The organism is Fortiea contorta PCC 7126, assembly GCF_000332295.1.
Classification (GTDB): domain Bacteria; phylum Cyanobacteriota; class Cyanobacteriia; order Cyanobacteriales; family Nostocaceae; genus Fortiea; species Fortiea contorta.
Map to the genome: position 1 here is coordinate 3,139,533 of NZ_KB235930.1, position 26,863 is coordinate 3,166,395.

Annotated in this window: 25 protein-coding genes; 9 read left to right on the forward strand and 16 right to left on the reverse strand. The window is 43.3% G+C overall.

Annotated elements, in window-relative coordinates; translation table 11 throughout:
• Nucleotides 1-36: 36 nt before the first annotated feature.
• The 4 genes from ndhO to MIC7126_RS0114485 all read right to left on the reverse strand — a co-directional run bounded on the left by ndhO (nucleotide 37) and on the right by MIC7126_RS0114485 (nucleotide 2,448).
• The gene (gene ndhO, locus MIC7126_RS0114470) at nucleotides 37-252 is read right to left on the reverse strand and encodes an NAD(P)H-quinone oxidoreductase subunit O (protein ID WP_017653870.1); all 216 of its coding nucleotides are present in this window, start codon (nucleotides 250-252) and stop codon (nucleotides 37-39) included.
• A gap of 84 nt (nucleotides 253-336) precedes the next feature.
• Nucleotides 337-1,179 (reverse strand): DNA-formamidopyrimidine glycosylase, encoded by an 843-nt coding sequence (locus MIC7126_RS0114475; RefSeq protein ID WP_017653871.1) that lies wholly within the window; start codon nucleotides 1,177-1,179, stop codon nucleotides 337-339.
• A gap of 162 nt (nucleotides 1,180-1,341) precedes the next feature.
• A complete protein-coding gene (locus MIC7126_RS0114480) occupies nucleotides 1,342-1,554 on the reverse strand; it encodes a photosystem I reaction center subunit IV (RefSeq protein ID WP_017653872.1) in 213 nt (70 codons plus the stop codon).
• Nucleotides 1,555-1,863: 309 nt separating this feature from the next.
• Nucleotides 1,864-2,448 carry a PAP/fibrillin family protein gene (locus MIC7126_RS0114485; protein WP_017653873.1) on the reverse strand — a complete coding sequence of 195 codons (585 nt, stop codon included), beginning with the start codon at nucleotides 2,446-2,448 and terminating at the stop codon, nucleotides 1,864-1,866.
• 247 nt (nucleotides 2,449-2,695) lie between these two features.
• Here MIC7126_RS0114485 and MIC7126_RS0114490 point away from each other — a divergent pair, with 247 nt between their 5' ends.
• A complete protein-coding gene (locus MIC7126_RS0114490; protein WP_017653874.1) occupies nucleotides 2,696-2,935 on the forward strand; it encodes a DUF3134 domain-containing protein in 240 nt (79 codons plus the stop codon).
• Between the two features lie 79 nt (nucleotides 2,936-3,014).
• Nucleotides 3,015-4,112: a phospho-N-acetylmuramoyl-pentapeptide-transferase gene (gene mraY / locus MIC7126_RS0114495; protein WP_017653875.1), complete on the forward strand. Its 1,098-nt coding sequence runs from the start codon at nucleotides 3,015-3,017 to the stop codon at nucleotides 4,110-4,112.
• A 162-nt stretch (nucleotides 4,113-4,274) separates the two neighbouring features.
• On the opposite strand, the gene MIC7126_RS0114500 is transcribed toward mraY, so the two are convergent.
• The 3 genes from MIC7126_RS0114500 to bioF all read right to left on the reverse strand — a co-directional run bounded on the left by MIC7126_RS0114500 (nucleotide 4,275) and on the right by bioF (nucleotide 6,672).
• Complete coding sequence (locus MIC7126_RS0114500) at nucleotides 4,275-4,775, reverse strand: MogA/MoaB family molybdenum cofactor biosynthesis protein (RefSeq protein ID WP_017653876.1); 501 nt, start codon at nucleotides 4,773-4,775, stop codon at nucleotides 4,275-4,277.
• Nucleotides 4,776-5,035: 260 nt separating this feature from the next.
• Entirely contained in the window at nucleotides 5,036-5,371 is a 336-nt protein-coding gene (psb28, locus tag MIC7126_RS0114505) for a photosystem II reaction center protein Psb28 (protein WP_017653877.1), read from the reverse strand.
• Nucleotides 5,372-5,496: 125 nt separating this feature from the next.
• Nucleotides 5,497-6,672 (reverse strand): 8-amino-7-oxononanoate synthase, encoded by a 1,176-nt coding sequence (gene bioF / locus MIC7126_RS0114510; protein ID WP_017653878.1) that lies wholly within the window; start codon nucleotides 6,670-6,672, stop codon nucleotides 5,497-5,499.
• 212 nt (nucleotides 6,673-6,884) lie between these two features.
• On the opposite strand from bioF, the gene MIC7126_RS0114515 reads away from it, so the two are divergent.
• Nucleotides 6,885-8,006 carry a hypothetical protein gene (locus MIC7126_RS0114515; protein WP_238553641.1) on the forward strand — a complete coding sequence of 374 codons (1,122 nt, stop codon included), beginning with the start codon at nucleotides 6,885-6,887 and terminating at the stop codon, nucleotides 8,004-8,006.
• Nucleotides 8,007-8,136: 130 nt separating this feature from the next.
• On the opposite strand, the gene MIC7126_RS0114520 is transcribed toward MIC7126_RS0114515, so the two are convergent.
• From MIC7126_RS0114520 to MIC7126_RS0114540, 5 genes are all read right to left on the reverse strand, one after another.
• The gene (locus MIC7126_RS0114520) at nucleotides 8,137-8,601 is read right to left on the reverse strand and encodes a DUF7980 family protein (protein ID WP_026100268.1); all 465 of its coding nucleotides are present in this window, start codon (nucleotides 8,599-8,601) and stop codon (nucleotides 8,137-8,139) included.
• A 232-nt stretch (nucleotides 8,602-8,833) separates the two neighbouring features.
• Nucleotides 8,834-9,445 carry a PadR family transcriptional regulator gene (locus tag MIC7126_RS0114525; RefSeq protein ID WP_026100269.1) on the reverse strand — a complete coding sequence of 204 codons (612 nt, stop codon included), beginning with the start codon at nucleotides 9,443-9,445 and terminating at the stop codon, nucleotides 8,834-8,836.
• Nucleotides 9,446-9,614: 169 nt separating this feature from the next.
• Nucleotides 9,615-10,499: a hypothetical protein gene (locus tag MIC7126_RS0114530; RefSeq protein WP_017653882.1), complete on the reverse strand. Its 885-nt coding sequence runs from the start codon at nucleotides 10,497-10,499 to the stop codon at nucleotides 9,615-9,617.
• Nucleotides 10,500-10,569: 70 nt separating this feature from the next.
• Nucleotides 10,570-11,163, reverse strand: a complete 594-nt coding sequence (locus MIC7126_RS0114535) for a DUF1517 domain-containing protein (RefSeq protein WP_017653883.1) — start codon at nucleotides 11,161-11,163, stop codon at nucleotides 10,570-10,572.
• A gap of 51 nt (nucleotides 11,164-11,214) precedes the next feature.
• Nucleotides 11,215-12,777, reverse strand: coding sequence for a pentapeptide repeat-containing protein (locus MIC7126_RS0114540; RefSeq protein WP_017653884.1), 1,563 nt, complete (start codon nucleotides 12,775-12,777; stop codon nucleotides 11,215-11,217).
• 83 nt (nucleotides 12,778-12,860) lie between these two features.
• On the opposite strand from MIC7126_RS0114540, the gene MIC7126_RS0114545 reads away from it, so the two are divergent.
• Nucleotides 12,861-13,706 carry a prephenate/arogenate dehydrogenase gene (locus MIC7126_RS0114545; RefSeq protein ID WP_017653885.1) on the forward strand — a complete coding sequence of 282 codons (846 nt, stop codon included), beginning with the start codon at nucleotides 12,861-12,863 and terminating at the stop codon, nucleotides 13,704-13,706.
• Nucleotides 13,707-13,857: 151 nt separating this feature from the next.
• On the forward strand, nucleotides 13,858-17,631 hold the full coding sequence (locus tag MIC7126_RS0114550) for a two-partner secretion domain-containing protein (protein WP_017653886.1): 3,774 nt from the start codon (nucleotides 13,858-13,860) through the stop codon (nucleotides 17,629-17,631).
• Nucleotides 17,632-17,776: 145 nt separating this feature from the next.
• Here MIC7126_RS0114550 and MIC7126_RS0114555 read toward each other — a convergent pair whose 3' ends face one another.
• The 3 genes from MIC7126_RS0114555 to purH form a co-directional block, all read right to left on the reverse strand.
• Nucleotides 17,777-20,122, reverse strand: coding sequence for a ComEC/Rec2 family competence protein (locus MIC7126_RS0114555; RefSeq protein WP_017653887.1), 2,346 nt, complete (start codon nucleotides 20,120-20,122; stop codon nucleotides 17,777-17,779).
• A 255-nt stretch (nucleotides 20,123-20,377) separates the two neighbouring features.
• The gene (locus tag MIC7126_RS0114560; protein ID WP_017653888.1) at nucleotides 20,378-20,686 is read right to left on the reverse strand and encodes a hypothetical protein; all 309 of its coding nucleotides are present in this window, start codon (nucleotides 20,684-20,686) and stop codon (nucleotides 20,378-20,380) included.
• A gap of 532 nt (nucleotides 20,687-21,218) precedes the next feature.
• Nucleotides 21,219-22,739, reverse strand: coding sequence for a bifunctional phosphoribosylaminoimidazolecarboxamide formyltransferase/IMP cyclohydrolase (purH, locus tag MIC7126_RS0114565; protein ID WP_017653889.1), 1,521 nt, complete (start codon nucleotides 22,737-22,739; stop codon nucleotides 21,219-21,221).
• Nucleotides 22,740-22,973: 234 nt separating this feature from the next.
• Between purH and msrB the strand changes: the two genes are divergently transcribed.
• Nucleotides 22,974-23,468, forward strand: coding sequence for a peptide-methionine (R)-S-oxide reductase MsrB (gene msrB / locus MIC7126_RS0114570; RefSeq protein WP_017653890.1), 495 nt, complete (start codon nucleotides 22,974-22,976; stop codon nucleotides 23,466-23,468).
• Nucleotides 23,469-23,651: 183 nt separating this feature from the next.
• On the opposite strand, the gene MIC7126_RS0114575 is transcribed toward msrB, so the two are convergent.
• Nucleotides 23,652-24,242 (reverse strand): Uma2 family endonuclease, encoded by a 591-nt coding sequence (locus tag MIC7126_RS0114575; protein ID WP_017653891.1) that lies wholly within the window; start codon nucleotides 24,240-24,242, stop codon nucleotides 23,652-23,654.
• Between the two features lie 198 nt (nucleotides 24,243-24,440).
• Between MIC7126_RS0114575 and MIC7126_RS31960 the strand changes: the two genes are divergently transcribed.
• The 3 genes from MIC7126_RS31960 to glyA all read left to right on the forward strand — a co-directional run bounded on the left by MIC7126_RS31960 (nucleotide 24,441) and on the right by glyA (nucleotide 26,827).
• Nucleotides 24,441-24,590 carry a GIY-YIG nuclease family protein gene (locus MIC7126_RS31960; RefSeq protein WP_017653892.1) on the forward strand — a complete coding sequence of 50 codons (150 nt, stop codon included), beginning with the start codon at nucleotides 24,441-24,443 and terminating at the stop codon, nucleotides 24,588-24,590.
• A 90-nt stretch (nucleotides 24,591-24,680) separates the two neighbouring features.
• Nucleotides 24,681-25,319, forward strand: coding sequence for a beta-carboxysome protein CcmP (locus MIC7126_RS0114585; protein ID WP_017653893.1), 639 nt, complete (start codon nucleotides 24,681-24,683; stop codon nucleotides 25,317-25,319).
• A gap of 224 nt (nucleotides 25,320-25,543) precedes the next feature.
• Complete coding sequence (gene glyA / locus MIC7126_RS0114590) at nucleotides 25,544-26,827, forward strand: serine hydroxymethyltransferase (protein ID WP_017653894.1); 1,284 nt, start codon at nucleotides 25,544-25,546, stop codon at nucleotides 26,825-26,827.
• Nucleotides 26,828-26,863 lie beyond the last annotated feature (36 nt).

A 26,863-nucleotide genomic window follows, 5' to 3' on the forward strand; every position in this document is an offset into this window, starting at 1 on the left:
TGAATCTATAGCTCCCCCACACCCCATCTCTAATATTTACTTAGATTCTGCTAATTGATCTAAACGTAGCCAAATATTTGGTGTGGGTACTAGCCCAAATTTCACTAGAGCATAATCACCTTTAACATCTACCACTTCGCCTTTACTGTTGAATAAGTAATCAGGAAAGCGAGAATCACTGGCTTTTGCTTCTAAACTGTTTGCCAATTTCTCGCGGATAGCATGAACCATATCTCCTTTTTTGACAGCCATAAGTTCCCCTCTTGATTACATAAATTCTGTTACCTGCATTGTAATCAAGAATGGGGCACGGGGAATTGTGATCTGCCTTTTTGGCTACCGCTGACACTGGGAACAAAAGTGACTAGAACGCCCGCCTAGTTTAATTCGCTGTATTAAGTTCCCACAAACTCGACAAGGTTCGCCGGTGCGGTTATATACTAATGCCACACCACCATAATTACCGTTGACACCTTTGACGTTGAGAAAATTACTAAAAGTCGTGCCACCAGCGGCGATACTGGCTTCTAATACTTGAATAATTGCCGTTTGTAATCGCTCAATTTGCGATCGCTCTAAATTTATACACAAAGTTTCTGGTAAAATACCACTTTTAAACAATGCTTCATCAGCATAAATATTCCCTAATCCCGCCACCACTGACTGATCTAACAGTGCAGTTTTGATGGGACGGCGGCGATTTTGTAGCTTCAAAGCTAAATACTCAGCGGTGAATTCTGGCGCGAATGGGTCTACTGCTAGTTTGCTTAAACCTGTAATTATACTTTCTACAGCCATATTGCGCGGTACCCACCACATTTGACCAAAGGTGCGTTGGTCAACAAAACGCAATTCCTGTTTATCCTCAAAAAATAATCTGACTCGCGTGTGCTTGTGTAGGGGTTGGTCTTGATTTAACCACAGCAGTTGTCCTGTCATGCGGAGATGCGCCCCTAGCCAACTGACGCCAGAAGATGAGGTGAGTTCAGCTAAGAGATATTTTCCCCGACGATGCCAAGTTGCGATCGCACTTCCTTGGAGTCCTTGAATAAACTCGCCAATAGAAAACGGGTAGGCGACGGTGCGATTAAGCAGCACATCACCACCCGTAATTTTCCTGTTCAGGGTTAATTGATTTAAACCCTGTCGGACTGTTTCAACTTCAGGCAATTCAGGCATTCAATACTGAGTTAGTAAGCAACTTGATATATCTGAGAGAGTTAACCAATTTTGGATCTGAGATTTACAATTTTAGTTTGGTTTCGCTGACCAGCGGCCTAGCTCCAACCGTAAAACTGATCTCAAATTGGCAATGCTGGTCTTTTCCGACCGATATCTTGCTTACTTCGCCGATTTAGCTTTTGGTGCTTCTACTTCTTGTAATTCTTCCGGTGCAAAGTTGTTGGTGTTGATACCAGAGTAGTTTACTTTGTCAAACCGGACGATTACTGAGTATTTGATACCGCTTTGGTCAATAGAAGCCACAGTTCCTAAATCTTTATACCAGTAAGATTCTGGACGGAGAATGCGTACTTTAGAACCACGTTGAACCATGATTATTTTCCCTTTTAATTATCAATCGCCAATATATGGGGCTAATTGATTTCACTCTACAACCTCAAGGCCGCTATAAGTGTGTTTGTTAAGTTATTTGTCTTACAGTTCTCATTGATGGGGAGTGTGGGGAGTGTGGGGAGTGTGGGGAGTGTGGGGAGTGTGGGGGAATGAAGGAGAAATGCCCCTGCACCCCCAGACCCCTCACCTCGAAAACCAGGAGTCGGAATATAAAATGGACTCACACCCATCTTGACAAAGGTTGTGTGATGGTTTAACTTCGTTCGCAAATGCTACTTGAGGTACAGGCTATGCCCTGCTAAGAACAAATACGCTGCCTTCGTTTCCTCTGCCGATCCGCAGGTCGTTATCTATATAAGTGATGTCCAACCATCCTTGTTGTCTATCACTGTTAAGGGCAGTATCGATCGCTGTAAACTTTTTACCGGCTTCTATTTGTTGAATAAAATCTGTTGGGGAACTATAGTTTATTAAACGTTGTAAGCCGATAATAGATCGTTTAAATTTTACTTGGACGCGACGCTCGGAAACAGGTTCAAAGTTGGCAGCAACACTGACTAATCCTTCTAGATAAGGTAAACCGGATACCTCGGCTATGTTGTAAACACTGGCGTTTTTGACCCGAATGCACTGGTAAATTTGCTCCAGCTTTAAAAATTGTAGTCTACCCAAGTTTAATAAAGAGTTGCTAGTGGTGTATATTAATCGCCAGTTGCCATCTAGCAAATTAGCAGCTTCAACAGGACGCGGTGTAGGGTTAAAGTCTTCTAAGTTGGCGATCGCTGCTAGAATAGCCTGTTTTTGGGCAGAACTAGCCAGTAGACCACGATTTGTACCTGCGATCGCTTCTAAAAGAGCTACTTTCATAATCATCGCTTGTCACCTCCAAAATTTTCATTTTTCAAAAACACAATTAAACCTATATAAATATCAAATGTATAGAGTCTTACCAGCCCCTAGGAGTCGCTTCCTGTCTCCGCTTAAGCTACAAAATAAGAATTTTTGTAGGCTTGCGGATTCCCAGATTCAAGAGTTGAATGAATAACTAAATTATCTCCCATCCAAGTGATAGACTCTTAATGTCTAGTTACATGAACTTTTTCGTGTCTTTGTCGATAATATGTTGAACTCTCCACTACGTGAAGCACCCCGTAACCAGCGAGCTACGGTGATTCCATTGAAGCAAGAAACCTCTCTTCTAGACTGGTTGCAGGCTAGTGGTCGTCTAATAGCCCGCGACGTTCATGAACCCGATTTTTCAGAAGAAGAAGAAGAAATTTCGGAGTTTTTGGGTGGTGATGACGGTATTGGTGACTATGATATCGATGATGATGACGATATAGCTATTGAAGAAGATTAGCCTTTTTAGGCAGGGGATCTCATGGTATGCATCGTCCCCACTATCCAGTTTTGTAAGTGTGGAGTGAAGGGAAATTTCTGTGGACGCTAAATTATCTCCCGACCAAGGGTTAAACTTTTCTGGGATCGGTCTAGCCTCTAGCCTAGCTATAGGGTTAGGAGCAGCAGCTTTGATTTTAGATCGCATGGCGAATCGGCTGCCTTGGCAACTGACTTCGCTAACCCTACCACTTTTGTTGTGTGCCCTAAGTTCAGCAGTCATCGGCTTCTGGGTGATACCGTTGCTACAAGCACTCAAAACTGGGCAAATCATCCGCGAAGATGGCCCCCAAGCCCATCTGAAAAAGGCTGGCACACCAACAATGGGTGGTATATTCTTCATACCAGTGGCGGTGATGATTGCCTGCATAGGATCTAACTTTGCCACAGAGGTACTTGCTGTTTGTGCGTTGACTCTGAGCTACGGTTTTATTGGCTGGCTCGACGATTGGCAAATTCTTCGTCGCAAGTCGAATAAGGGTATATCCCCAAAGATGAAACTAGCTTTGCAAATCGGTTTCGCAGCGCTGTTTTGTCTTTGGTTAATGTTTAATCAACCTGCCAATATTACAAACATAGCTTTGCCTTGGGTGAGTTTCTCATTACCTCTAGGAATTTTATTTTGGCCTTTGGCCGGTTTTGTGCTAGTAGCAGAGAGTAATGCTACCAACCTCACAGATGGAATTGACGGTTTGGCAGCAGGAACAGTAGCGATCGCTATACTGGCATTAGGTGCTATCATTGCTCCTACTTCTCCAGGATTGATGGTTTTCTGCGCTGCTATGAGCGGTAGTTGTTTAGGTTTCCTCGCTCACAACCGCAATCCAGCTCGTGTTTTCATGGGAGATACCGGCTCTTTGGCGCTGGGAGGAGCTTTAGCTGCTGTCGCATTGTTGACCAATACCTTAGTAGCACTGTTCATCCTCAGCGGTATCTTTTTTATCGAAACCCTGTCTGTAATGGCGCAGGTGAGTTATTACAAAGCTACTAAAGGGCCAGACGGTAAGGGTAAACGCTTGTTCAAAATGGCGCCCTTACACCATCATTTAGAATTGAGTGGCTGGTCAGAATTACAAGTAGTAGCTGTGTTTTATGTGATCGCCGCTATCTTAGCAGCAACTTGTATGGCGATCGCTTAACGCCAACACTTTGAAAATAATAATCTAGATCAAACAACCCCTGCATTTGGCGGGGGTTATTTATTGAAAAAGAATTCAGAAGTCAGAATTCAGGAGTCAGAATCAATCTCCAATTCATGCTGAATTCTGACGACTGACTCCTGAATTCTGTTCGATAAAAAATTATTTCCGCATCTGACTAACTAAATGCCTAATTTCTGGTAAAATCAACTTTTCCATGCCTAGTCTAACTGCATTACTAGAACCAGGAAGAGAGAAAATTAACTTATTTTGATAAACTCCAGCAACGGCGCGAGAAGCCATCGCCCTGGAACCGATTTCTTGATAACTTAAAAAGCGGAACAATTCGCCAAATCCTGGTAAAGTCTTCTCTAGTAACTTTTCAATAGCATCATAGGTGGTATCTCTGGGCGCAATACCTGTACCGCCGTTACAGAGTACAACATCTAAATTTGCAGTCTTTGCCAGCAATTCTATCTCTTGTTGAATCTGCGCTGGTTCGTCTTTAACAATTGCATAAGCTCTCACAATATGGTTTTCAGCAACGAGTAATTGCTGAATTAGCTGACCACTCTTGTCTGTTTCTAGAGAACGAGTATCGCTAATAGTAACCACTGCACAATTTACACTAATTGTCAATGTATCTGGATGGGGCTGTGTCATATTTCAGGAAGTAGGGGAATAGCAGAATGATTTAGGCAACGAGACATTCTCACGTAGAGACGAAGTAAAAGCAACGTCTCTACAAAGTGCGAAATCCCTGGTATTGCATTGATTTTCATAATTCACATCAAACGTGATTTATGAATTATGCAGACACTTGGCGGGTCGAGACTCTATTGTGTTGGGAATTGGTATAAGTTATTTTCCCTCTACCACCCATACTTTTCGATTGTTTGCCTATTCCCTATTCCCCATTGGTCTTAAGATTTTGTCGATTCCAGACCGTTTTCATCTGCATATCGCTCCATGAAACGCATAAAGCGGTCCCATTCTTCAACGGATTTCATCAGATAAACGGCTTCTAGTGCTTCTGGTTTGCCATTGACAAATCTGGCTTTGACTTCGCGGGTGATTAATTCCCCTTCTTCGTCAATCATATACATACCGGTGATGTTTTCGGTGCTGCTTTCGCTTAAAGCTTGGGGATTGACGAAAACAAAAGTTGCTGTACCATTTTCACCACTGAGCGATCGCGTCAGACGGACTTCTGGGATAACATCTTCATCAATACCTTTAGAGAACTGGATTTTCGCCATGATTCAATGAACTTAAAGTTTTGTAATGTTAGTTTACTATTCTCTCATCTTTTTTGAACTGACTAGTTAGGTACTGAGGATATTTTTATTTGAGTAGAAGATTCAGCTGCAACTGGCTCCACTCTTCAAGACAAATTTTCAATTGGTATCAGTGCTGTTAACAAGCTTTGCAGATGCTGGGCTTCATGAGTCGCCATCACAGATAAGCGTATCCGACTGGTGGGTACTGTGGGTGGACGAATGGCTGGGGCAAAAATACCAGATGTTTTGAGATGACTGCTAGTGATTAATGCTTGTTTGGCGTTGGGTAACTGTAAACAGATGATTGGCGACTGTGAAGGTAATAATTTTAAATTGGGCAAGTTTTCCCAGATCGATTTCTTGAGAAAATCTACATTGTTCCACAATTTAGTTAAGCGTTGTGGTTCTTGTCGCACGATATTGATTGCAGCTAAAGCGGCTGCTGTGTCGGCTGGTGAAAGTGCGGTAGTATAAATCCAACTGGGTGCACGATTCCGCAAAAAGTCGATTAAATCTGCACTCCCGGCGATATAACCGCCTAAACTACCCAGGGCTTTACTGAGAGTACCAATTTGAATTAACGGTCTTCCCGTACACCCAAAATATTCGCCACAGCCAGCACCAGTTTTTCCCATCACCCCGGTGCTATGGGCTTCGTCGATGAGTAGCATACAGCTAAATTCATCGGCTAAGTCTAAAAGGGCTGGTAAGGGACATAAATCCCCATCCATGCTGAAGACGCTATCGGTGATGATAAGACAGCGGCGGTATTTTGGTCGTTGCTGAATCAACAGAGTTTTGAGGGCGACAAGATCGCAGTGGGGATATTCTAGAATCGCCGCACCACTGAGAATTGCGCCATTTTTCAAGCTGGAATGGTTGTACTGGTCTGATAAGATGAAATCACGCTTGCCTACTACAGCAGCGATCGCCCCTAAATTTGCCAGATATCCGGAACTAAATACTATTGCGTCTGCGGTTTGTTTCCAAGATGCGATCGCTATTTCCAATTCTCTATGTAATTCCCGATGCCCGCTCAGTAATCTTGAGCCTGTGCTACCAGTGCCAAATTTTTGCGTAGTTGCCACCGCAGCCGCGATTAAGCGTTCATCCCCCGCCAATCCTAAATAATCATTACTAGCAAAATTAATTACTTCTCGCCCATCGAGTACCACAGTTGCACCAGGGCGTCCCTCAATTGCGTGTACAGAACGATACCAATCTGCGCGATGGATAGTTTCGAGGGCGTCGTCAATCCAAGCATAAGGGTCAGTGGACATGGGGGATAAAATCTAGAAATTTGGGAATTTTTAGATTTTATCTGCATTCTCTTGTTTGTCGTTTTAACGATTTGTGATTGCAGTTTGCTACATATAACCTACTCATAACCCATCTATTAACCACAATTCGATAGTCTAAATTCTCGAATGAATGGCGTGGGCAGAAGCTATTTATACGAAATCAACTTACGACTTGAAAAATAATTGAGGATATGATGATGGCGAAGCTTGATTATTCAGTGTTTCAACGCATCACCAGTGCAAATTTGCTGCGTAAGGTGTGCTTAGTAGCCTTGAGTTTACCGTTTCTGGTGTCTACCACTAGTTCAGTGGTTGCGAGAGATCATGAGAATGCGACCGGATCGTACGCAATTGGACTTTGGGGCGATCTACCATACTCGGAGGCGCAGGAGGTTGGTGTCACAAGACTAATCCAAGACATGAATTCGCAGAAACTTAGTTTCACAGTCCATGATGGCGATCTTAAAGCTGGTTCTAACAGCCTCTGCGACAACGCGCTGTACGCAAAGGCCCTTGACTACTTCAACGCTCTGGAGGCGCCAGCAATTTTCACACCTGGTGATAATGATTGGACTGACTGCGATCGCCCTTCCAATGGCGGTTTTAATTCGCGTGAGCGGCTCGATTACGAGCGTTTGGTGTTTTTTAGTACAAATTTTTCTTTGGGGCAACGTCGGCTAGCTCAGGAAGTGCAGACAGCGCCGCTGTGTCTTGGTGTCAATGGCCCAGTGCCCTGTATCGAAAACCGCCGCTGGACAATCGGCAAAGTTACTTATGCGACGCTTAACATCCAAGGTTCATGCAATAACCTGTGCGACACAGCCCCTGACCCAGAGGAGTATGCGGCGAGAAACACAGCCACTATTGCATGGATGAAAGAAACCTTTGCAGTGGCAAAGAAACGCAACTCGGCAGCGGTCATGTTGATTTCCCAAGCTAATCCGGGATGGGATCAATCCGATCCGACCAGAGCGCCTCTGCGTGACCCGAAAACGCTCGTGCAAACTGATGCACAGCCTGACGGTTTCAAGGACTTTTTATTAGCATTGCGTGATGAGGTCATCGCTTTCCGTAAACCGATTGCATACGTGCATGGTGACTCCCACTACTACCGCATCGACAAGCCATTTCTCGATGTTCAAGGCAGGCGACTTGAGAATTTCACTCGTGTCGAGACATTTGGTAACAATCAGGCGAACGAGACTAACGATGTACAGTGGCTCAAAGTGACCGTCAATCCCCGGACTCGTGAGGTTTTTTCATATCAACCACAGATTGTTCCCAGTAATCGAGTAGCGGTGCCAGCACCGTAATACTAAGTAAGTCGGTGTAAATAATTAAAGGTTCGTAGTGAAGACTAAAGTCCTCACTACGAACTGAATGCCAATATTTTTACATCACATAGTTCAGTTTTTCCCAGTCGCTCTACTTACGGCTGTTCAGCTAATTACTGGGGAATAGAAGGGGAGTATCGAGAATGTGGAAATGGATCAATACCAGAATTACTAGGGTATAGATAGTTGAAGAAGCTAAACCCATAATTAACTCTTTTTTGAGGTTACGTTGTTTGGGTTCTCCTTGCACAACTTCTTGTAGACCTAGTTGCATTAACAAAATCCCCACAATGTTCGATAACCAGTAACCGATGATTGAACAAGGGATGAGTAAATTTGGGGAAATCAAACTACACAGATATCCAAACCCATAAGCCACAGGTAGATTGAAAATTAGGTCATTCCACCAAGACATTGGTGAGAGCAAAAATCCAATCACCAGCAGCAATCCGCCTCTAACTTTTTTCAGAATAATTCCTAAGTTCCCTCTCGCTGACGCCGTAGGTGTTTGCTGCTCAGTAAGGAGTTCTTGTGTAATGTCTAATTTAGAACTAAAAGCCTGTGTATTTTTCAGAGTAAAATACTATAAATTGATAGTTTAAATGTAGTTTAATATAAAAGTTGTTCAAAAGTCAAAATTTTAGTACATTATTCCGATAAACTTATCGTACTTTAAATGAAAAGCAAAGTCCAAGTTTTTTGTAGAGACGAAGCAAAAGCAACGTCTCCACCACAGGATTGGTAATTAAATCGGTAGAAATTCTGGGCGAGTGAAAAGCGAACCGTCAATAAATCCCGTATTCTCCTCACTTCTGAGCAAGAATCGCGTAAATTTCTCGTTTAACCTCCTCTAGTAATTCCTTGACGCGGTTCATCCGCTCTACATTTCCACTGCGAGCTACTTGCACTACGACACTAGCCAACTCTGTAGCTACATTCCGCAACTCAATAAACTCCTGCGGTTTTTTGGCAAAGTTTTTGAAAGCATCCCAAGGCGAATCAGTATTTTCCTGTTGGGTGCGTTCAGCTAAAAATTGTCTACCCTCATCTGTGATTGTATAAACTCGCTTACCACCTTCTTGAGAACTCCTGAGATAACCACCCTCTTCTAGCATCTGCAGTGTGGGATAAACTGAACCGGGGCTGAGACGACGGAACCCGCCATAGCGAGTTTCCATTTCTTTAATCAGGTCGTAACCATGACTGGGATGTTCTGATAACAATTCCAGCAGAATAAATTTGATGTCCCCTTTCCGATTTCGGTATTCATCTTTCCAGCCACGACCAAACATTTCCTCGCCATGACCCCTCCCATGATGTTTGCCATGCTGGAACCAATGACTGACAAAACATGAGTCATTTTCATCAACTCCCACCCACGCAGGTATGGGAAACCGAGAACGAAAGTGTCTAAACATAATTGCATCTCTAATCAACTTTCTCTACTATACGATATATCGGAATAAAATACGATATATCGGAATATTACTTTTATATTAATAGTGCAAAAAAAACGTAGAGATGCATCTCTACGTTTTTTACGGCTATTATTTTGGAGGCACAGCATCCTTGTGCCCGGTACATAATTTAACGACGTCTGCGACCGAAACCAGTTGAACGACGGGGAGAAGAACTACGTCCACTACCAAAACTACCGCTGCTGGGGCTACGTCTCACTGAGCTAGAACTACCAGAAGGACTTAATTCGCTACCACCAAAACCAGAACCACTGGGGCGGTTGACGTTACTACGAGGTGTGGTGCGGATAGTGGAATTGCTAGGAGAAGACCTTCTCAACGTCCCTGTGGTGCGGAAAGCAGTGCGGTTTCTCACGGCTGCGGGCGGCTCGTTGTAGCGACTGCGGTAGCTGGAGACCGCTTGGTCATAGCTGCTACCATATCCACCATAGCCACTCAAAACCTGTCCTGGTTGATAAACAGGAGGTACGTAGTATTGAGGTCTAAATAAAAGACTACCAATGGCTTGACCCGCCAAATTACCAGCTACAGCGCCAGCAAAAGGTGCCCAGAAGTTAGATTCTTGGCGAACTACTACTGTTTCTTTTTGTCCGGTTTGGGGGTTTGTGACATTCTCCGTCACATTATGGACATACTCAATTTTAAAATCTTCCGTCAGGTATAAAGCTGGCTGTCCATTTTCTACCTTCAAGAAGGTTTTATCACCAGCTTTGATTTGTTCATCTGTCAAGCGGGCCATTTGTAACTTTTCAGTTTTAAAAGTTGGGGGCTGAGAGTTGATTAAAAACAGCGTGTATTCCCCAGAAGCATCATCATAAGTTGCTTGTTGAACTTGATATTGACCATCGTTTAATTTAGTGGCAGCATTGCTTTGACTAACATTTCTAGTTGGCGATGTGGTTTGCTCGGAACCGCCACCGCAAGCAACAGTTGTCAAGCACAAACTTAAAGTTAAAACAACGATTGTAAATCTACGCAGTACGTTCATGATCATTGCATTAGTATCCTATATTTGAGCTTAACAATTTCTCGATGTCGGTAGTAAGTACGGTCTACACTACCAATTACAATGGAATTAGTTCTGGGTAATATTGCAACACTTGATCGTTAGTGAGTTCGTCACCTAACTGTGCTGGAGAAAAATGCACTTGAATAGCGCGGAGTTTATTTTTGTAGTGTAAATTGATTAAGGCTTTCAATGCTTCTTTGAGGGCTTGAATATTAGAAAGATCAGTTTCTAAATCTGGCACTTCTCCTTCATAAGCTACCGTAATCATGATCACGATGTTACGTGTCACAGGTATTGATAAAGGTTCATTAGCGCCTAAAGGAGAACTAACATCAATATCAGCCCCATATCTTTGAGCAGAATCAGTAAATAAATCGTTCACATAATCTCCTGCTTCCCCTTCATCCCAAAAAACATCACCTTCATTTGCTGAAGAAGTCCAGTATTCATCGTACTGCAAAAGTGTTTGGCTAATTTCTACTAACTCTTCTCCTAAAATTTGCAAGTCGCCATCAGCTTCAATTGCTGCTCTCCCAGCACTGTTTAATACACCTAAAATTGGAGCTATTTCTGCTCCTCCTAGGTGTAGAAACAAGCGACAGACAACGTAGCGAGTGCGACCAATCATTTTGTTAAAAATATTGCTCATATTTTCCTCTATTGGTTATTAGTTATTTGTTATTTGCACCTTGATGTAATTTCATCCTTCATAATGACAACTTTTGAGAAAATCGATCACTATATTTAGAGCAGGGAAGACGGGTGCGGCTGAGTCACTGGATGGGTCATCGAAGAATGTCCCAAAACTATGAAAACTATTAGTTAATTTTTTACCAAAGTGCCGGTGATCGTGTATAGTAAGCGGCTGACCGCTAGAGTTGGTGAGTATCATCTGGGTTGGTGATTGAAAAAAGCTCAGTTTGGTAGCTATTTCTAGATGTTTCTTCATCTCTTGGCTATTTTGAGATTGATTCTTAGCTTGCTCGATCAGAGCATGAAGTTGCTTCACCCGATGGGGTGTTTTTAGTTCCAAGTGAGATATATCTTGACTCATAATCATTTCTACCACCTTGTGAATGCTTTGTTGCGTGCTGGTGGCATCTTTAAAAGGCAAAATCGCCATATAAGCTGTTGGTAATAAGGCGGCGTCGCTGTCTAATCGGAAAATGAAAATAGTCCGGCGTTGGCTGATTTCTATGTCTGGTGGTTGTTTGAGGTATTGGTATTCACGGGAAATTTGATAATAGACGCCGGCGAGAGCAAAGTTGGCTTCGTGTTCGAGGATGGTATCAACGATAATGCGGATGGTGGGCGGAGTTTGATTAAAAAACTCTTTTACGTCTTCGGTGTTAAACTTTTGGATGATGGAGCGATCGCCAATCGATGATAAGTCTACCCATTCGCAAGTCATACCTTCGGTTTTCAGTCCAAATCTAGCAGTAGCGTAAAGTTTTGCTCCGGTTAAGGTTGCTCCGGTTAAATCTGCGCCTACCCATTCGGCTTTGATTAATCTCGCTTGAGTTAAGTTGGCGTGCACTAAACTGCTGTTGGTGAGATTCGCATGACTCAGATCTGTTCCCATTAAGGTAGCACCACTCAATTTCGCGCCGCTTAAATCTGCACCGCTGAGATTCGCCCCACTTAAGTCAGCCCAACGGAGATTGGCGCCGCTTAGATCTGCACCGCTGAGATTAGCATGGTTGAGACGGGCTTGTCTGAGTTCGGCTTCGCGCAAGTTTGCGCCGCTGAGGTCTGTACGACACATATCAGCGGTGTTGAGGTTCGCCATCTCTAAGTTGACTCCTGTCAAGGAACCGCCTCTTAAGGTGGCTTCACTCAAGTTAGCGCGACTGAGATTTGCTTGTCGCAGTTTCGCTTCTCGTAAATCAGCGCCGGTGAGGTTAGCTGCAGATAAATCAGCGCGACTGAGTTCGGCGCGAATTAACTCAGCGCGGATTAAGGAAGCGCCTCGCAGTTGAGCGCGACTGAAATCGGCGCGGATCAAATTAGCGACGTTCATACTGCTATTGTTGAGGATGGCACCACTAAGATTTGCACCACTGAGTCTAGCAACATTCAGTTTGGCATGACTTAAATTAGCTTCACTGAGATTTGCACCGCTGAAGTTGATTACACTTAAGTTAGCTTGGCTAAGATTGATGCCGTTGAGTTTTACACCGCTCAAGTTGGCTTCAGACAGGTCAGCACCCGTGAAATCTCTGATTCCCGCTGCGTATTTTTCTAACAATTCTTCTACATTCATTAATGCTACCCCTCAAAGACCAACTTTAATAATTGCTAAAGTGTGCAGAAAATACGTCAAATAATGGATGCTCAAAATAAAAAATGAAAATTGGTATTGTGGGACTTGGACTGATAGGTGGTTCTTTGGGTTTTGATTTGCGATCGCATAATCATTATGTTTTGGGGGTGAGTCGTCGGGAATCAACTTGTCAAAAAGCGATCGCTCTGGGAAATGTTGATGAAGCTGCAGTTGATCTGTCTCTGCTAGCAACGGCGGATCTGGTATTTATTTGTACACCAATATCGCTTATTGTTCCCCAAGTGGAGCAGTTGATCAATCACGTGTCGCCGTCAACGGTGATTACTGATGTCGGTTCAGTCAAAGCGCCGATTGTTGAGGCGATTGCTCCTCTTTGGAAGCATTTCATTGGTGGTCATCCTATGGCGGGGACAGCAGATAGTGGTATAGAAGCTGCACAACGGCATTTATTTGTCAACAGACCTTATGTGTTGACGCCAGTGAGTACAACATCAGTAGAAGCGATCGCCCTTGTTGAGGAAATTGTGCGATCGCTCGGTGCTAAAATCTATTACTGTCAGCCAGAGCAGCATGACCGCGCTGTGAGTTGGATTTCTCATTTACCCGTCATGGTTAGCGGGGCATTAATCGCCGCTTGCATGGGTGAGACTGACTCTGATGTTTTACAATTAGCGCAGAACTTAGCTAGCTCAGGTTTTCGAGACACTAGTCGTGTTGGCGGCGGTAATCCTGAATTAGGTGTAATGATGGCTCAGTACAATCGCTCCGCTTTACTGGCTTCATTGCAACAATATCGTCAAAATTTGGATGAAATCATCAATTTAATAGAACAAGAAAATTGGACAGCTTTAGAAGAGAAATTGCAACTCAACCAACAAGCCAGACCAGGATTTTTGGGTCATGACTGAATTTGAGTAGATGAGGGTTTTAGTCTTATCTGAACCAGATTGGTCTATCAACACGTGGCGGTGAAAATTGAAAATAAATTTAGTGCACAAAACTGCATTGCTTTTTCACCCGTAATCATTAGATACTCCGTATATCTATGGAGTACATCTCATGAAAACCACGCACTGGCTGAGTTGTTGGCAAATAGGACTCTTGACATTTACAGCAATAAATGGGTTTACCTACCAAACCCTAGCCCAGAGCGCTCCTAGCAACATTCAGCCAGACGCCACATTAGGTGCAGAATCATCACGAATCTTACAGAATTTTCAAGGGCTACCAGTCGAAGTAATTACAGGTGGCGCAACTCGCGGAATTAACTTGTTTCACAGTTTGCGAGAATTCAACGTCAGCGAGGGACGGGGCGCTTATTTTTTTAGTCCTAGCGCAGATATTCAGAATATTTTGGCACGGGTGACGGGTACAAATCGCTCGGAAATATTAGGAACACTAGGAACATTTGGTGAATCGCAGCCCAATTTATTTTTGATTAATCCCAACGGAATTTTGTTTGGACAGAATGCGAGTTTAGATGTAGAAGGTTCCTTTATCGGGACAACAGCGAACGGGGTAAAGTTTGAGAACCAGGGAGAATTTAGCGCGACTAATCCCGAAGCTGTACCATTGTTGACGATTAATCCTTCCGCGTTGTTTATGAATCGGATTAATCAAAGTGCCACAATCACTAATCAATCGCAAGCATTCGCTGGAAGCAATCCATCAGGCGGAGATTCCTATGGTTTAAGAGTTCCAGATGGTCAAAGTTTGCTGCTTGTAGGCGGTAATATCCTCATGGATGGCGGTGCTTTAAGAGCTTACAGCGGAAGAGTTGAATTAGGTGGATTAGCTTCTCCCGGAACAGTTAATCTACTCTCAGATGGCAATAATTTGAGCTTGGGTTTTCCAGAAAACTCAGCATTCTCAGATGTCTTCCTAACCAATGAAGCTAGCATACGTGTAGAAGGTAGCGTTGGAGGTAGTATTACCATCAATGCACGCAATTTAGATGTTTTGCAAGGAAGTATGCTCAGTGCTGGTATTGGGTTTGGTTTAGGTACAGTCGATAGTCAGTCTGGAGATATTACACTCAATGCAGCAGAGAAAATTCAAGTCGGGCAATCAAGTAAAATTCAAAATGCCGTGGCTCCCTTTGCTACAGGAAAAAGTGGCAATATAAACATTACAACTGGTTCTTTATCTTTTACAGATGGTGCAAATCTGTTTACTAGCTCCTTTGGACAGGGGAATGCAGGAGATGTAACAGTGCGTGCTAGAGATTCTGTTTCCCTTACAGGCACTAATACTGGTATTAGCAGTACCTTAGAATCGGGTAGTGTGGGTAAGGGTGGAAATATTAATATCAACGCCTCTTCCTTGCTAATTACCGATAGCGCTGAACTGCAAACCTTAGTTCGTCGAGCCTTACAAACCCAACCAGCAGCAAGAGGAGATGCAGGTAATGTCAATATTAAAGTAACTGGTGCTGTTGATATTGCTGGGGGTGGGATTTTTAGTAACTTAGAACCAGGAACAGTCGGCAGTGGGGGTAATATTACCATCGATTCTGGTTCATTCTCATTACGAAATGATGCTACACTTTCTGCTTCAACTTTTGGGCAGGGAAATGCAGGAAATGTGACAATCAGTGCAAAAAATGCTGTTTCCCTTGTAGGTGGTGACATCTTCAGCACGATGGAAGCAGGAGGTGTGGGTAAAGGTGGCAACATTAACATCAATGCTGCTTCTTTGTCACTCACTGATGGCGCTCAACTGCTAACTGGTACTCGTGACGCATCTGCTACTCAACCAGCAGGACAGGGGAATGCAGGTGATGTCAATATTACAGTGACTGGTGCTGTTGATATTTCTGGGACGAGAGGCATATTTCCTAGTGGGATTCGCAGCGACGTAGAAACAGGAACAGTTGGCAATGGAGGTAACATTGTTATCGATTCTGGTTCATTTTCATTAAAAGATGGTGCTGCACTCACCACCTCAACCACTGGCAGAGGAAACGCAGGAAATATTAATATTAAAGCTGGACAAATATCACTATTAAATGCATCGGGAATATATGCAAGTACTGATGGTGAAGGGAATGGAGGTACAGTTAACGTTAACACCAATAAATTAACTATACAAAATGGTTCATTTATTTTGACAGATACGCTATCTAATAGCACTGGCAGAGGGGGAAATATAACTGTTAACTCCACAGAATCAATTGAAATAGCAGGAGTTTCAGAAGATAACAATTCCAGTGGCTTATATGCTCAAACGCGAGGTGCTGGAAGAGCGGGAGATATACAAGTTACAACAAAACGTTTAACAGTCCGAGATGGGGGAACTATCTCAGGGGAAACAAGCAGTAGTGGTAAAGCAGGTGATTTAACAATTGATGCATCTGAATTAGTCGAAGTTATCGGCGGCGCACCAAATAATCTATTTTCTAGTGGGATTGATGTTGAAGTGGAAGAAAATGCATCTGGAGATGCAGGAAATCTGACGATTAATACCAAGCATTTAGTATTAAGAGATGGAGCTTTTATCGCTGCTGACACAAGAGAAAATAGTAGGGGAAATGGAGGTCAGTTATTAATTAATGCAACTGACTCTGTAGAATTAATTGGCAGAACAGCAGATGGTGAAAATCCCACAGCCATTTCTGTTGATGTTATCAATGGTGGTACAGGAAATGCCGGAAATCTCACAATTAATACTCAACGCTTAGTGATTCAAGATGGCGCCCAAGTAACAGCTAAAAACTTTGGCAGTGGTCAACCAGGGCAAATTATAATTAATGCTGGCGAATCTGTTGAAGTAATTGGTGGTAAAGATACACTCACGTTAATTAATGCTGTAGCTGGCCCCGATGCTACAGGGAAACCCGCAGATATTCGCATCAATACTAAACGCTTACTTCTTCAAGATGGTGGACAAATTGCGGCGTTAACTTTCGGAAAAATAGATGGTGGTAATATACAGATTAATGCTACTGACTCTATTGAAATCAGCAGTCAAGTTTTTGATTCAGATAGCTTCTTATTTCCACAAAGCGGAATCTTAGTTCTAAGCGCACCTTTTACTGATGGTTTAAGCAGTAGAGGAGGAGATATTAAAATTCAAACAGGTAATTTGAATATCAGAAATAATGGTCAAATAAGTGCAACCGCAATAGGTATTGCTGGTGATATCGACATCACCGCTGCTAAAGTCACTCTCGACAACGGCGGAGAAATTAGCGCCGAATCTGCATCAGGTAACGGTGGTAACATCAATCTCAACGTCAGCGATTTACTCCTACTCCGTCGCGGCGCTCAAATCTCCACCACTGCAGGCACCGCCCAAGCCGGCGGTGATGGCGGTAACATTAATATCAACGCTAAATTTATCGTCGCCATACCCAAGGAAAACAGCGATATCACCGCCAATGCTTTCACGGGTAACGGTGGCAATATTAACATCACTTCACGGGGTATCTTCGGTATCGAACCCCGTCCCCGACTCACAGAGCAAAGTGACATCACCGCCAGTTCTGAGTTCGGTTTGGCGGGAAATATCAATATTGTTTCTCCTGATAACAGTTCCATAATTAACGCCTTTGCTCTGCGTCCAGATTATTTAATTGATACTGACGCTCTGCTGGCTCGCAGTTGCGTGGTTCGTGCTCATAAAATATATCGAGATACTTTCTACATCTTAGGTGGCGGCGCTTTACGCTACACTCCCGGTAGTGTCATCCCCTCAACTTATCCCACGAACGATATTAGAAATGTCGCCGATGACAATCACAGAGCTTGGAAAAAAGGCGACCCCATTATTGAACCTACGGGCGTTTATCAACTCGCTGACGGGCGATTAGTTCTTAGCCGCGAATGTCATTAGATGGGAACACTTGACGAAATGTCCTCAGATTTTTTGTTGTCATAAATCCCATAGAGACGTTGCAGTGTAACGTCTCTACAAGATCTAATACCGATTCACGAAAACAACTCCCTAGCCCCTAACCCCCAGATCCTAGCCCCTATTTTCACAACGCAGAAGACTTATTTTCTGTTGCTTGGATAAACGCTTCAAATTCGTTATTTGGTGTCCATTGAATAGCGCCGTCTCGCCCCGTGAAAAATAGTTTGGTTTGGCTTTGATTGAGTTCAGTCAATGCTTTTGGTTCTATGTCAGCAGCAGCAGCGATCGCTATTTGTGGTTGGAGTGCTGCGACTAAATCCTTTAAGGACTGTGGACTACACCAGAGAATTTGTGGACGAGGTAAAGCACCAGCTTTTACTAATTGTTCAATTTCATTTGACTTAATATCACCTACTAGTAACCAGTTTTGGTCTTGGATTTGTAATCTTAATATAGGTAATTGGTCGTTGATTAATTGGGCGACGATCGCACCAGTATTTAATGTTTGTCCCACAGGTAAAGGTTGATAGCTTCCCTGATATTTTTGCACTTCTTGTTGAATTACTTGTGTCTCAATCGTATTTTCTGGAGAAGGTGAATATCCATAGAAGTTTTTGATTGGTAAACGTCGCAAAACTTCCAACCAACCATGACTATCACTTCCCGGAAAATTACTAGCGATCGCCCAATCAATTTGATTCACGCCTTGTTGTTGTAAAAATGGCACAATTGTAAATTTGCCTGTACTTTCATCGCCACTATTAATTAAGGTAACAGTTCCTCGGTCTTGAATTACTAAAACTGGTTCTGTCCCGGCAGATAAAACAGTAATTTTCAACAAATTATTAGCTGAATACCATGCTGGCACAAGAACTAAACCAATAGCAATCACCCCAGCAAACCACCATCTTTGTCGCCACCAATTCACCAGCCAAACTGAAATAATTAATCCATAAATAATTAGCAATTGCCAAATAGATATACTGCCGACAGCAACAGAGTTTCCTGGTAATTTGCTAAATAATTCTACTAATTTAATTAACCAATCTGTGGGATAATATAAAAGTCCCGCAATAAAACTACCAGCTTCTATCCAAATTACTGCTATTAAGGCACTAATAATTCCCCCAATACTAATCACAGAAATCAAGGGCGTACTAATAATATTTAATAGCAAACTATAAGATGGTACAACTCCAAATACAAAAAGCTGCACAGGTAAAGTCCAGATTGTCGCCGCTAAAGGCACAGCAATTAAAGAAGCGATCGCTGGAGGTAGCCAACCCAGACGCTGCACAATTGCTGGTACTGTGACAATTAATCCCAGAGTAGCGAGAAAACTAAATTGAAAACCTAAATCCCAAATCCACAAAGGATTAAATAATAATAGTAAAGTAGCAGCTAATAGCAATGATCCTAACTGTTTAACTTTCCTTTTTAATGCCAACCCCACTAAAGCAGCAAAACCCATAATTACTGCTCTGAGAACTGCAGGTTGAAACCCTGTCAAACTGAGGAAAATAATTAAAGCCAACAAGCCCAGAATAAATTGTGTTCCCTTCTTTGCGCGCCTAGTCAACTGCAAAACTACACCCAAAATCAAAGAAGTTTGAAACCCAGAAGCAGCCAAAGCATGAGCTAAACCAGCTTGGACAAACAAGTCACGGATATCGTATGGTAAATCCACAGCCTTGCTTCCCAAAACCATCGCACTCACCAAAGGCCCAGCTGGTATATTTAAGCTGCGGACTTGCGAGCGCACTATTTGCTGTCTAACTTGCCACCATCCCCATTGTCGCTCATTATCTAAAATATTAATCTGCCGACCTAACAAACCAGCAAATACACCTTCTTGTTGAAGAAATTTTTGAAAATCAAAAGCACCAGGATTAGATGCTGTTTTCGGTTTATATAAAACTCCAGTAATTGCAATTTGTTGTCCGGGATATAGTCCTGTCGCTTGGAGTATGGGTACTGTCACATATAATTTACCAGTCACTCCTTTGGAAACATCCCCTGGCGCTTTTTGATTTTTCACTTCATCAAATTGAGTCGCTTCTAACCAAAATTGTCCCCGCTGACTACGTGTTAATCTGGGTGTACTCCCCACTTTTCCCCGCACAATCACCAGTTGTTCTTGATTATTGCTATTTCCTGGCGGGACAAATTTACTAATATCTTTTATTCCTGGTTGTGGGACTCGCACTTGCAAATAGAAAGTTGCTAATAAACCCACTAAACCAGCAATTAACCAGATGCGCGCACGGGGTAAATTCTGCCAATTATTATCGATTCCTTTAACTTTAGCTCTCACATTTTCTGGTTTTCGAGCTAACTTTTGCTGTCTTACTGATAGAACTGCACCTAAGATTCCCAATAATAAAATCCACACACCACCCAGGGGAACTACACTCAACAGTAACCCCAAAATATAGCCTAGACAAATAATTACACCACTAGCTTGAATCATGCGACTTTTAATGAAGTATGAAGTATGAAGTATGAAGTATGAAAGGTGAAAGGTGAAGGGTGTAGACGCACAGGGTTTACCGCAGGCTAGGATTAAGTATGAAAATACCCCACCTATAAACGGATGGGGCTAAAATTGAGGAATAAAGCTTGATTTTTTCGATCATGGCTGTTGCTGTATTGAGTTCCTTTTTTATCCTACCCTGCACTGAACGCTAAGGGTGAACATCCTTTTTCAATCAACAGCAACGCCTTTCTAGTTCTTTTTCACATCACGTGCCATGTTCAGATAATAATTCTCGACTTTTTTGGTCTTCTGTGGACTGCTCTCAACAACAGGAGTTTTATTTTCAGTCAGTTGTTTTGGCTCTGGGGCTGTAGATTGCTTAACTTCTGAACCCTGAGCTTCGGATTCTACAAAATAACTAGAACTGTTGAATCCAAATATCTTAGCAAACAAGCCAAAAAAGCTTTTGAGCAAGCTAAATAAACCGCCAAAAACAACACTAAACAAAGCTTCAATCCGAATATAGGCGTTTTGAATAATTTGAGTTATCCGGTACATAATGCCCCCTATGATTGCTTATTATTATTTTTACTTAATTCTCTTGATTTGGGAGCATCCTGGGGTTTGAGTCAAACGCAATTGAATACACATTCTCTAGGCTGGGGAGTTCTCTCACCTCTATTCGCCAGTTTCATCACCAAATAAAAAACGCCTGGGAGTGTTGCCGTGTTTCCACCCCAGGCGCTTTTTATTTTTAACTTGCTCCTCACACACAAATGAATATTATCACTGGCGCTAGGAATTTACAAGTATCGTAGATGACAATTTCTCAATTGGCTAAATGTGGCGATTTATAAACATAAAAAACGCCTGGGAGTGTTGCCGTGTTTCCACCCCAGGCGTTTTTTATTTTTAACTTGCTCCTCACACACAACTAAAGAATATCACCTGTTTCTCTAACTTGCAAGTATGCCAGGTGACACTTCATTAACTGCACCATCCGCTCACAAATAACATTAGATTTCTTGCAGAAGTCGGGAACAGGGAACAGGGAACAGAGAGTATAAAAGGTACTTTTGCAAGAGGTTTATTAATGTAAAAAGTGACGCGTGCCTGTCAGAACCATGACTAAACCTAGATCGTTAGCGGCTTTGATCGAATCTTGGTCGCGCAGACTACCCCCTGGTTGGACGATCGCCTTAATCCCTGCAGCGGCTGCTGTTTTGACTGAATCATCGAAGGGGAAAAAGCCGTCGCTGGCGAGAATTGCCCCTTTAGCGCCCTCTTTGGCTTGTTCTAGGGCAATTTTCACCGAACCGACACGATTCATTTGACCGGCGCCTACGCCTAAAGTGGTGCGATCGCTGGTGACAACGATCGCGTTTGATTTCACGTGTTTGCAAACATTCCAGGCGAATAGCAATTCTGCTAACTCATCTGTTGTGGGTTTGCGCTCAGTGACGACTTGCCATTTGTCGGTGTTGGTGGGACAATCGTCAGCAGATTGGACAAGAAAACCACCAGCGATCGCTTTGAGAGTCTCTTTCGGCCCATGACTCAAATCTGATAGCACTAAAATTCTCACATTTGATTTTTTCGCCAGAATTGCTTGGGCTGCTTCGTCACAACCAGGCGCTACCACACATTCTAGAAATGTCTTGGTTAACTCAGTGGCTGTAGCTGCATCAATAGGGCGACTGCAGGCGACAATTCCACCAAAAGCAGAAGTCGAATCAGCATTGAAAGCTTTTTGATATGCTTCCACAAGAGTGCTACCCAAAGCCACACCGCAGGGATTAGTGTGTTTGAGGATAGCAACAGCAGGGGTATCGGTGAACTCTGTGATGATGCAGCGCGCCGCTTCCAAATCGACTAAATTGTTATAACTGAGTTCCTTACCTTGCAATTTAATTGCAGCCGCCCATCCTGTGGGAATTGTCCCAGTTTGATACCAAGCGGCTGGTTGGTGGGGGTTTTCGCCGTAACGCAGAGATTGTAATTCTCGACCGCTGACGGTGTATTGTTCGGTTCCTGAGAGATAAGAGGCGATCGCTTGATCATAACTAGCGGTGTGCAAAAAGCCTTTCAAAGCTGCCCTTTGGCGAAACTCCAAAGACACTTCACCCTGATTTTGCCGCAATTCCTGTAGATACTCATCATACTGTGTCGGCTCGCACAACACAGTCAAATGGGCAAAATTTTTCGCCGACGCCCGCAACATCGCCGGGCCCCCGATATCAATCTGCTCAACCGCTGCTGATAGCGTCACATCAGGTTTAGCAATAGTTTCCTCAAAAGGATAAAGATTGACCACCACTAAATCAATCGGGCGAATTTGGTTATTTTCTAAATCTGCAATATCTGTACTCAAATCTCGTCGCGCCAAAATCCCACCATGAATCCGGGGATGTAAGGTTTTGACTCTACCGCCTAAAATTTCTGGAGAACCTGTGTAGTCAGAAACTTTGGTAACTGCTATTCCTGCATCTTTGAGGGCTTGGGCTGTACCCCCACTGCTGATTAAATCAAAATCAAAGTCTGTCACTAAACTACGGGCTAGGTCAATTAAACCAACCTTGTTAGATACACTCAGTAGAGCTAGACGCGCCATAATTCCCCAGTTTCCTTTACACTATAAAATTGTCAGCAGAAGTTTATTTTAGCTAAAGGGTGGCAACAGATGTTCAGCAATTAGGTTGTGGTTTAGCGTCAGCGATCGCCAGCAAATTTTCAACTCAGATATAATATTACTAAATTACCAATTATGGTTGAGCAAACAAATATATCTCAACTCTACCTTTTTGCTAGATTTAGCTAATTTTTTTTAAAATAAAAACTAAAAAAGATGAACAAACGCCATTTTTTACAAGCTAGTATAGTAATAGTCGGCGCAACATTATTATCACGATATCTGACACAAGAGACAGAAACTATGGCAGCTTCTAATACAAAGTTTGAAGTTAATAAATCCGAAGCCGAATGGCAAACAATTTTAACGCCAGAACAGTTTCGCGTATTGCGGAAACATGGAACCGAACGCGCCTTTACTAGCCCACTAGATAAACAATATGCAGAAGGCACATATGTTTGTGCTGGCTGCGAATTACCCTTATTTACATCAGACACCAAATTCAATAGCGGTACTGGTTGGCCGAGCTTTTTTCAACCCATTGCCGGGGCTGTAGGTAGCACCGTAGATCGCTCATTTTTGATGACTAGAACCGAGATACATTGTAGCCGTTGCGGTGGACATTTAGGTCACGTATTTAACGATGGCCCAGCACCCACTGGAAACCGCTATTGTATGAACGGCGCAGCCTTAAAATTTCTTCCAGCTTAATAGCGATCGCACTTCCAGAGACGTCACCCATAACGTCTCTTTTTTCTTTAAAAAAACCTCTGTCTTGAAAAGTTCTGATCGGAGGAGACCTCCGATCAGACTTTTTGCTGCGTACCTTAGCGTAACCTCTGCGCCACTTTGCGTTAAAAAAAACTCTAATTTCCCTCACCTCCTAAACCTTGTTCACCTCGAATCTGGTACTTGAGAAAATTCAAAAACCACATCTTCATATACATCAGCGATCGCACATCGAAAATCGATACTAGCCAGACATAAATCATCCCCATCTGCATAAGTATAAAGCACCCATTGCCCCTCAAAATTACGCCGAAAACACTCAACCCGCTTCCGAGTTTGGCTCACCAATACATACTCTTCCAGCGACTGAATCTGTCGATAATCAGCAAACTTATCGCCCCGGTCAAAAGCTTCCGTAGTCGGAGATAACACCTCTATAATTAAGCAGGGATAACGCAAAAAATTATCAAATGTTTTATCGCGTTGATCGCAACTAACAACTACATCTGGATAATAATAAACATTAATCGATTCAATTTGTGCCTTTGTATCAGAAATATAAGCCTGACACCCACTCCCGCGCAATTTATTTCTCAACATTGCAGCCAGATTGAGAGAAATAATCACATGAGTATTGCTCGCCCCCGCCATTGCATAAATTTGTCCATTGCGATATTCATGCTTGATTGGGCTGTTTTGTTCTCCTTGGAGATAATCCTCTGGAGAAATATAGCCATAACTGGAATTTGCCACCATTGACGATGACCTCATATCGTATTTCATACTTAATTTAAGATACCTAACATTAGACCTCTTGCAAAAATACCTTTTCTGCTCTCTGTTCCCTGTTCCCTGTTCCCTGTTCCCGACTTCTGCAAGAAGTCTATTGGCTATTTAAAACTCTTTGTTGGTGATGTTAGCAATATTAGAGTAGTTTGGCCCCAGCAATTAGCAATGCTCAACAGCGGAAATCATCCCCACGCCGCTTTACAAGCCGAGTGGAATCGAGAAGGGGACAGGCGCCATTTCACATTTCATACTCGCAAAGAAATTGCAGAGAATCAACAAATTATCGGCATTGAGCAGCTCGAATCAATAAATTGAACCATACCAGCACTAACCTTATGGTAGTTTAAGGTTAAACTCATGTATTGCTATGGATAACTTTTACTGCCGTGATGGGAGAGACTAACCTTGGGAATAGAACTACGCAGTTTTGTGTTTCTCGACAGCTTGCAACCGCAACATGCAGCATATATAGGAACAGTAGCCCAAGGTTTCTTACCATTACCAGGAGATACATCCTTGTGGATTGAGATTTCCCCTGGGATTGAAATCAATCGGATTACAGATGTAGCTCTCAAATCAGCTTCTGTCCGTCCTGGAGTCCAGGTAGTGGAGCGGTTATACGGATTATTGGAAGTGCATTCCGGTTCTCAGGGTGAAACGCGAGCCGCTGGTCAGGCTATTTTAGCGTTTCTGGGAGTCAAAAAAGAAGAATGTCTCAAGCCACGGGTTGTCTCCAGTCAGATTATCCGCAACATCGACGCCTACCAAACCCAACTTATTAACCGTACTCGCCGAGGACAGTTATTACTAGCAGGACAAACACTGTACGTACTAGAAGTAGAACCAGCTGCTTACGCGGCCCTAGCTGCGAATGAAGCCGAGAAAGCCGCTTTAATCAATATTTTGGAGGTACAAGCCGTAGGTAGTTTTGGACGACTTTACCTAGGTGGCGCAGAAAGGGATATTCTAGCAGGTGCAGCCGGAGCAAGGACAGCAATTGAAAGTGTCGCCGGGCGAGTTGCTCTCGGTGGACGCCAGGAATGAGGGTTAGCAGGGTACAGGGAATTTGACTAGTCGTGTGTTAACCTAAGTTCGGCAAATTAAAAAATAGGTGGATATTACTATTACTGTCAGCAATTTGATAGTCAATTGTGAAAAACTCTTGAACTATATACTTTGTCATATGTACTCTTGATTGTGGAAGGTCACTTAAGTGTGACATCCATCTCAAATCAATTGTGGAAAAATTTCCATTCAGGATAACTGAAGTGACTAAAACGAATTCAGATTTTCTTAACTCCTCTGATCCGGCGATCGCGGCGTTAATCAACAACGAACTCCAGCGTCAACGCGACCATTTGGAGTTAATCGCTAGTGAAAACTTTACCTCTAGCGCCGTACTTGCGGCTCAAGGTTCAGTACTGACAAATAAATACGCTGAGGGATTACCCGGTAAACGCTACTATGGCGGCTGTGAATTTGTTGATCAAGTTGAACAATTGGCGATTGACCGCGCTAAACAACTGTTTGGCGCTGCTCATGCTAACGTTCAACCTCATTCCGGCGCCCAAGCAAATTTTGCTGTGTTCTTGACGCTCCTAGAGCCAGGGGACAAAATCATGGGGATGGATTTGTCTCACGGGGGACACCTGACCCACGGTTCACCGGTGAATGTTTCGGGTAAATGGTTCCAAGTCCGTCACTACGGCGTCAGTCAGGAAACAGAACAATTAGACTATGACCAAATTCGAGAGCTGGCGCTAAGGGAGCGTCCAAAGCTCTTGATTTGCGGTTATTCAGCTTATCCTCGCGTGATTGACTTTGCTAAGTTTCGTAGCATTGCTGATGAAATTGGCGCCTACCTACTCGCAGATATTGCTCACATCGCTGGTTTGGTCGCCACTGGGCTACATCCCAACCCCATACCCCATTGTCATGTGGTGACAACGACTACCCATAAAACCCTACGTGGCCCCCGTGGTGGTTTAATCTTGACAGGCGATGGCGAATTGGGTAAAAAACTTGACAAGTCGGTTTTCCCCGGTACTCAGGGCGGGCCTTTAGAACATGTCATCGCTGGTAAAGCGGTAGCTTTTGGTGAAGCTCTCAAACCAGAGTTTCAGACGTATTCTGCCCAAGTGATTGACAACGCCCGCGCTTTGGCTACGCAATTGCAAAACCGGGGTTTAAAGTTAGTATCTAATGGCACTGACAATCATTTAATGTTAGTGGATTTACGGTCTATTGGTTTGACTGGTAAGCAGGCGGATCAGTTGATGAGTGGCGTTAATATCACCGCCAACAAAAATACTGTTCCTTTTGACCCGCAATCACCCTTCATTACCAGTGGTCTGAGATTAGGTTCACCAGCCATGACGACTAGAGGGCTAGGAGTAGAAGAATTTACCGAGATTGGGAATATTATTAGCGATCGCTTATTATCCCCCGATTCTCAGGAAGTCACAGCCGATTGTCGGCGACGGGTAGCAGCCTTGTGCTCACGCTTCCCGCTCTACTCTCACCTGGAAATTCCTTTACCTGCTTTAGTGTAGGGGTTAGGGGTTAGGGCTTAGGGAAAATAACTATTG

Bases quoted from the DNA above. Each gene is read 5' to 3' on its own strand.
- MIC7126_RS0114540 (WP_017653884.1), bottom strand. From the start codon at position 12,777: ATGAATGTAGAAGAATTGTTAGAAAAATACGCAGCGGGAATCAGAGAT.
- MIC7126_RS0114530 (WP_017653882.1), bottom strand. From the start codon at position 10,499: ATGATCATGAACGTACTGCGTAGATTTACAATCGTTGTTTTAACTTTA.
- MIC7126_RS0114485 (WP_017653873.1), bottom strand. From the start codon at position 2,448: ATGATTATGAAAGTAGCTCTTTTAGAAGCGATCGCAGGTACAAATCGT.
- MIC7126_RS0114515 (WP_238553641.1), top strand. From the start codon at position 6,885: ATGATGATGGCGAAGCTTGATTATTCAGTGTTTCAACGCATCACCAGT.
- MIC7126_RS0114490 (WP_017653874.1), top strand. From the start codon at position 2,696: ATGTTGAACTCTCCACTACGTGAAGCACCCCGTAACCAGCGAGCTACG.
- MIC7126_RS0114575 (WP_017653891.1), bottom strand. From the start codon at position 24,242: ATGGTGGCAAATTCCAGTTATGGCTATATTTCTCCAGAGGATTATCTC.
- MIC7126_RS0114500 (WP_017653876.1), bottom strand. From the start codon at position 4,775: ATGACACAGCCCCATCCAGATACATTGACAATTAGTGTAAATTGTGCA.
- MIC7126_RS0114525 (WP_026100269.1), bottom strand. From the start codon at position 9,445: ATGTTTAGACACTTTCGTTCTCGGTTTCCCATACCTGCGTGGGTGGGA.
- MIC7126_RS0114560 (WP_017653888.1), bottom strand. From the start codon at position 20,686: ATGTACCGGATAACTCAAATTATTCAAAACGCCTATATTCGGATTGAA.
- MIC7126_RS0114535 (WP_017653883.1), bottom strand. From the start codon at position 11,163: ATGAGCAATATTTTTAACAAAATGATTGGTCGCACTCGCTACGTTGTC.
- MIC7126_RS0114475 (WP_017653871.1), bottom strand. From the start codon at position 1,179: ATGCCTGAATTGCCTGAAGTTGAAACAGTCCGACAGGGTTTAAATCAA.
- bioF (WP_017653878.1), bottom strand. From the start codon at position 6,672: ATGTCCACTGACCCTTATGCTTGGATTGACGACGCCCTCGAAACTATC.
- MIC7126_RS0114555 (WP_017653887.1), bottom strand. From the start codon at position 20,122: ATGATTCAAGCTAGTGGTGTAATTATTTGTCTAGGCTATATTTTGGGG.
- MIC7126_RS0114545 (WP_017653885.1), top strand. From the start codon at position 12,861: ATGAAAATTGGTATTGTGGGACTTGGACTGATAGGTGGTTCTTTGGGT.
- MIC7126_RS31960 (WP_017653892.1), top strand. From the start codon at position 24,441: ATGCTCAACAGCGGAAATCATCCCCACGCCGCTTTACAAGCCGAGTGG.
- MIC7126_RS0114480 (WP_017653872.1), bottom strand. From the start codon at position 1,554: ATGGTTCAACGTGGTTCTAAAGTACGCATTCTCCGTCCAGAATCTTAC.
- ndhO (WP_017653870.1), bottom strand. From the start codon at position 252: ATGGCTGTCAAAAAAGGAGATATGGTTCATGCTATCCGCGAGAAATTG.
- msrB (WP_017653890.1), top strand. From the start codon at position 22,974: ATGAACAAACGCCATTTTTTACAAGCTAGTATAGTAATAGTCGGCGCA.
- psb28 (WP_017653877.1), bottom strand. From the start codon at position 5,371: ATGGCGAAAATCCAGTTCTCTAAAGGTATTGATGAAGATGTTATCCCA.
- purH (WP_017653889.1), bottom strand. From the start codon at position 22,739: ATGGCGCGTCTAGCTCTACTGAGTGTATCTAACAAGGTTGGTTTAATT.
- MIC7126_RS0114550 (WP_017653886.1), top strand. From the start codon at position 13,858: ATGAAAACCACGCACTGGCTGAGTTGTTGGCAAATAGGACTCTTGACA.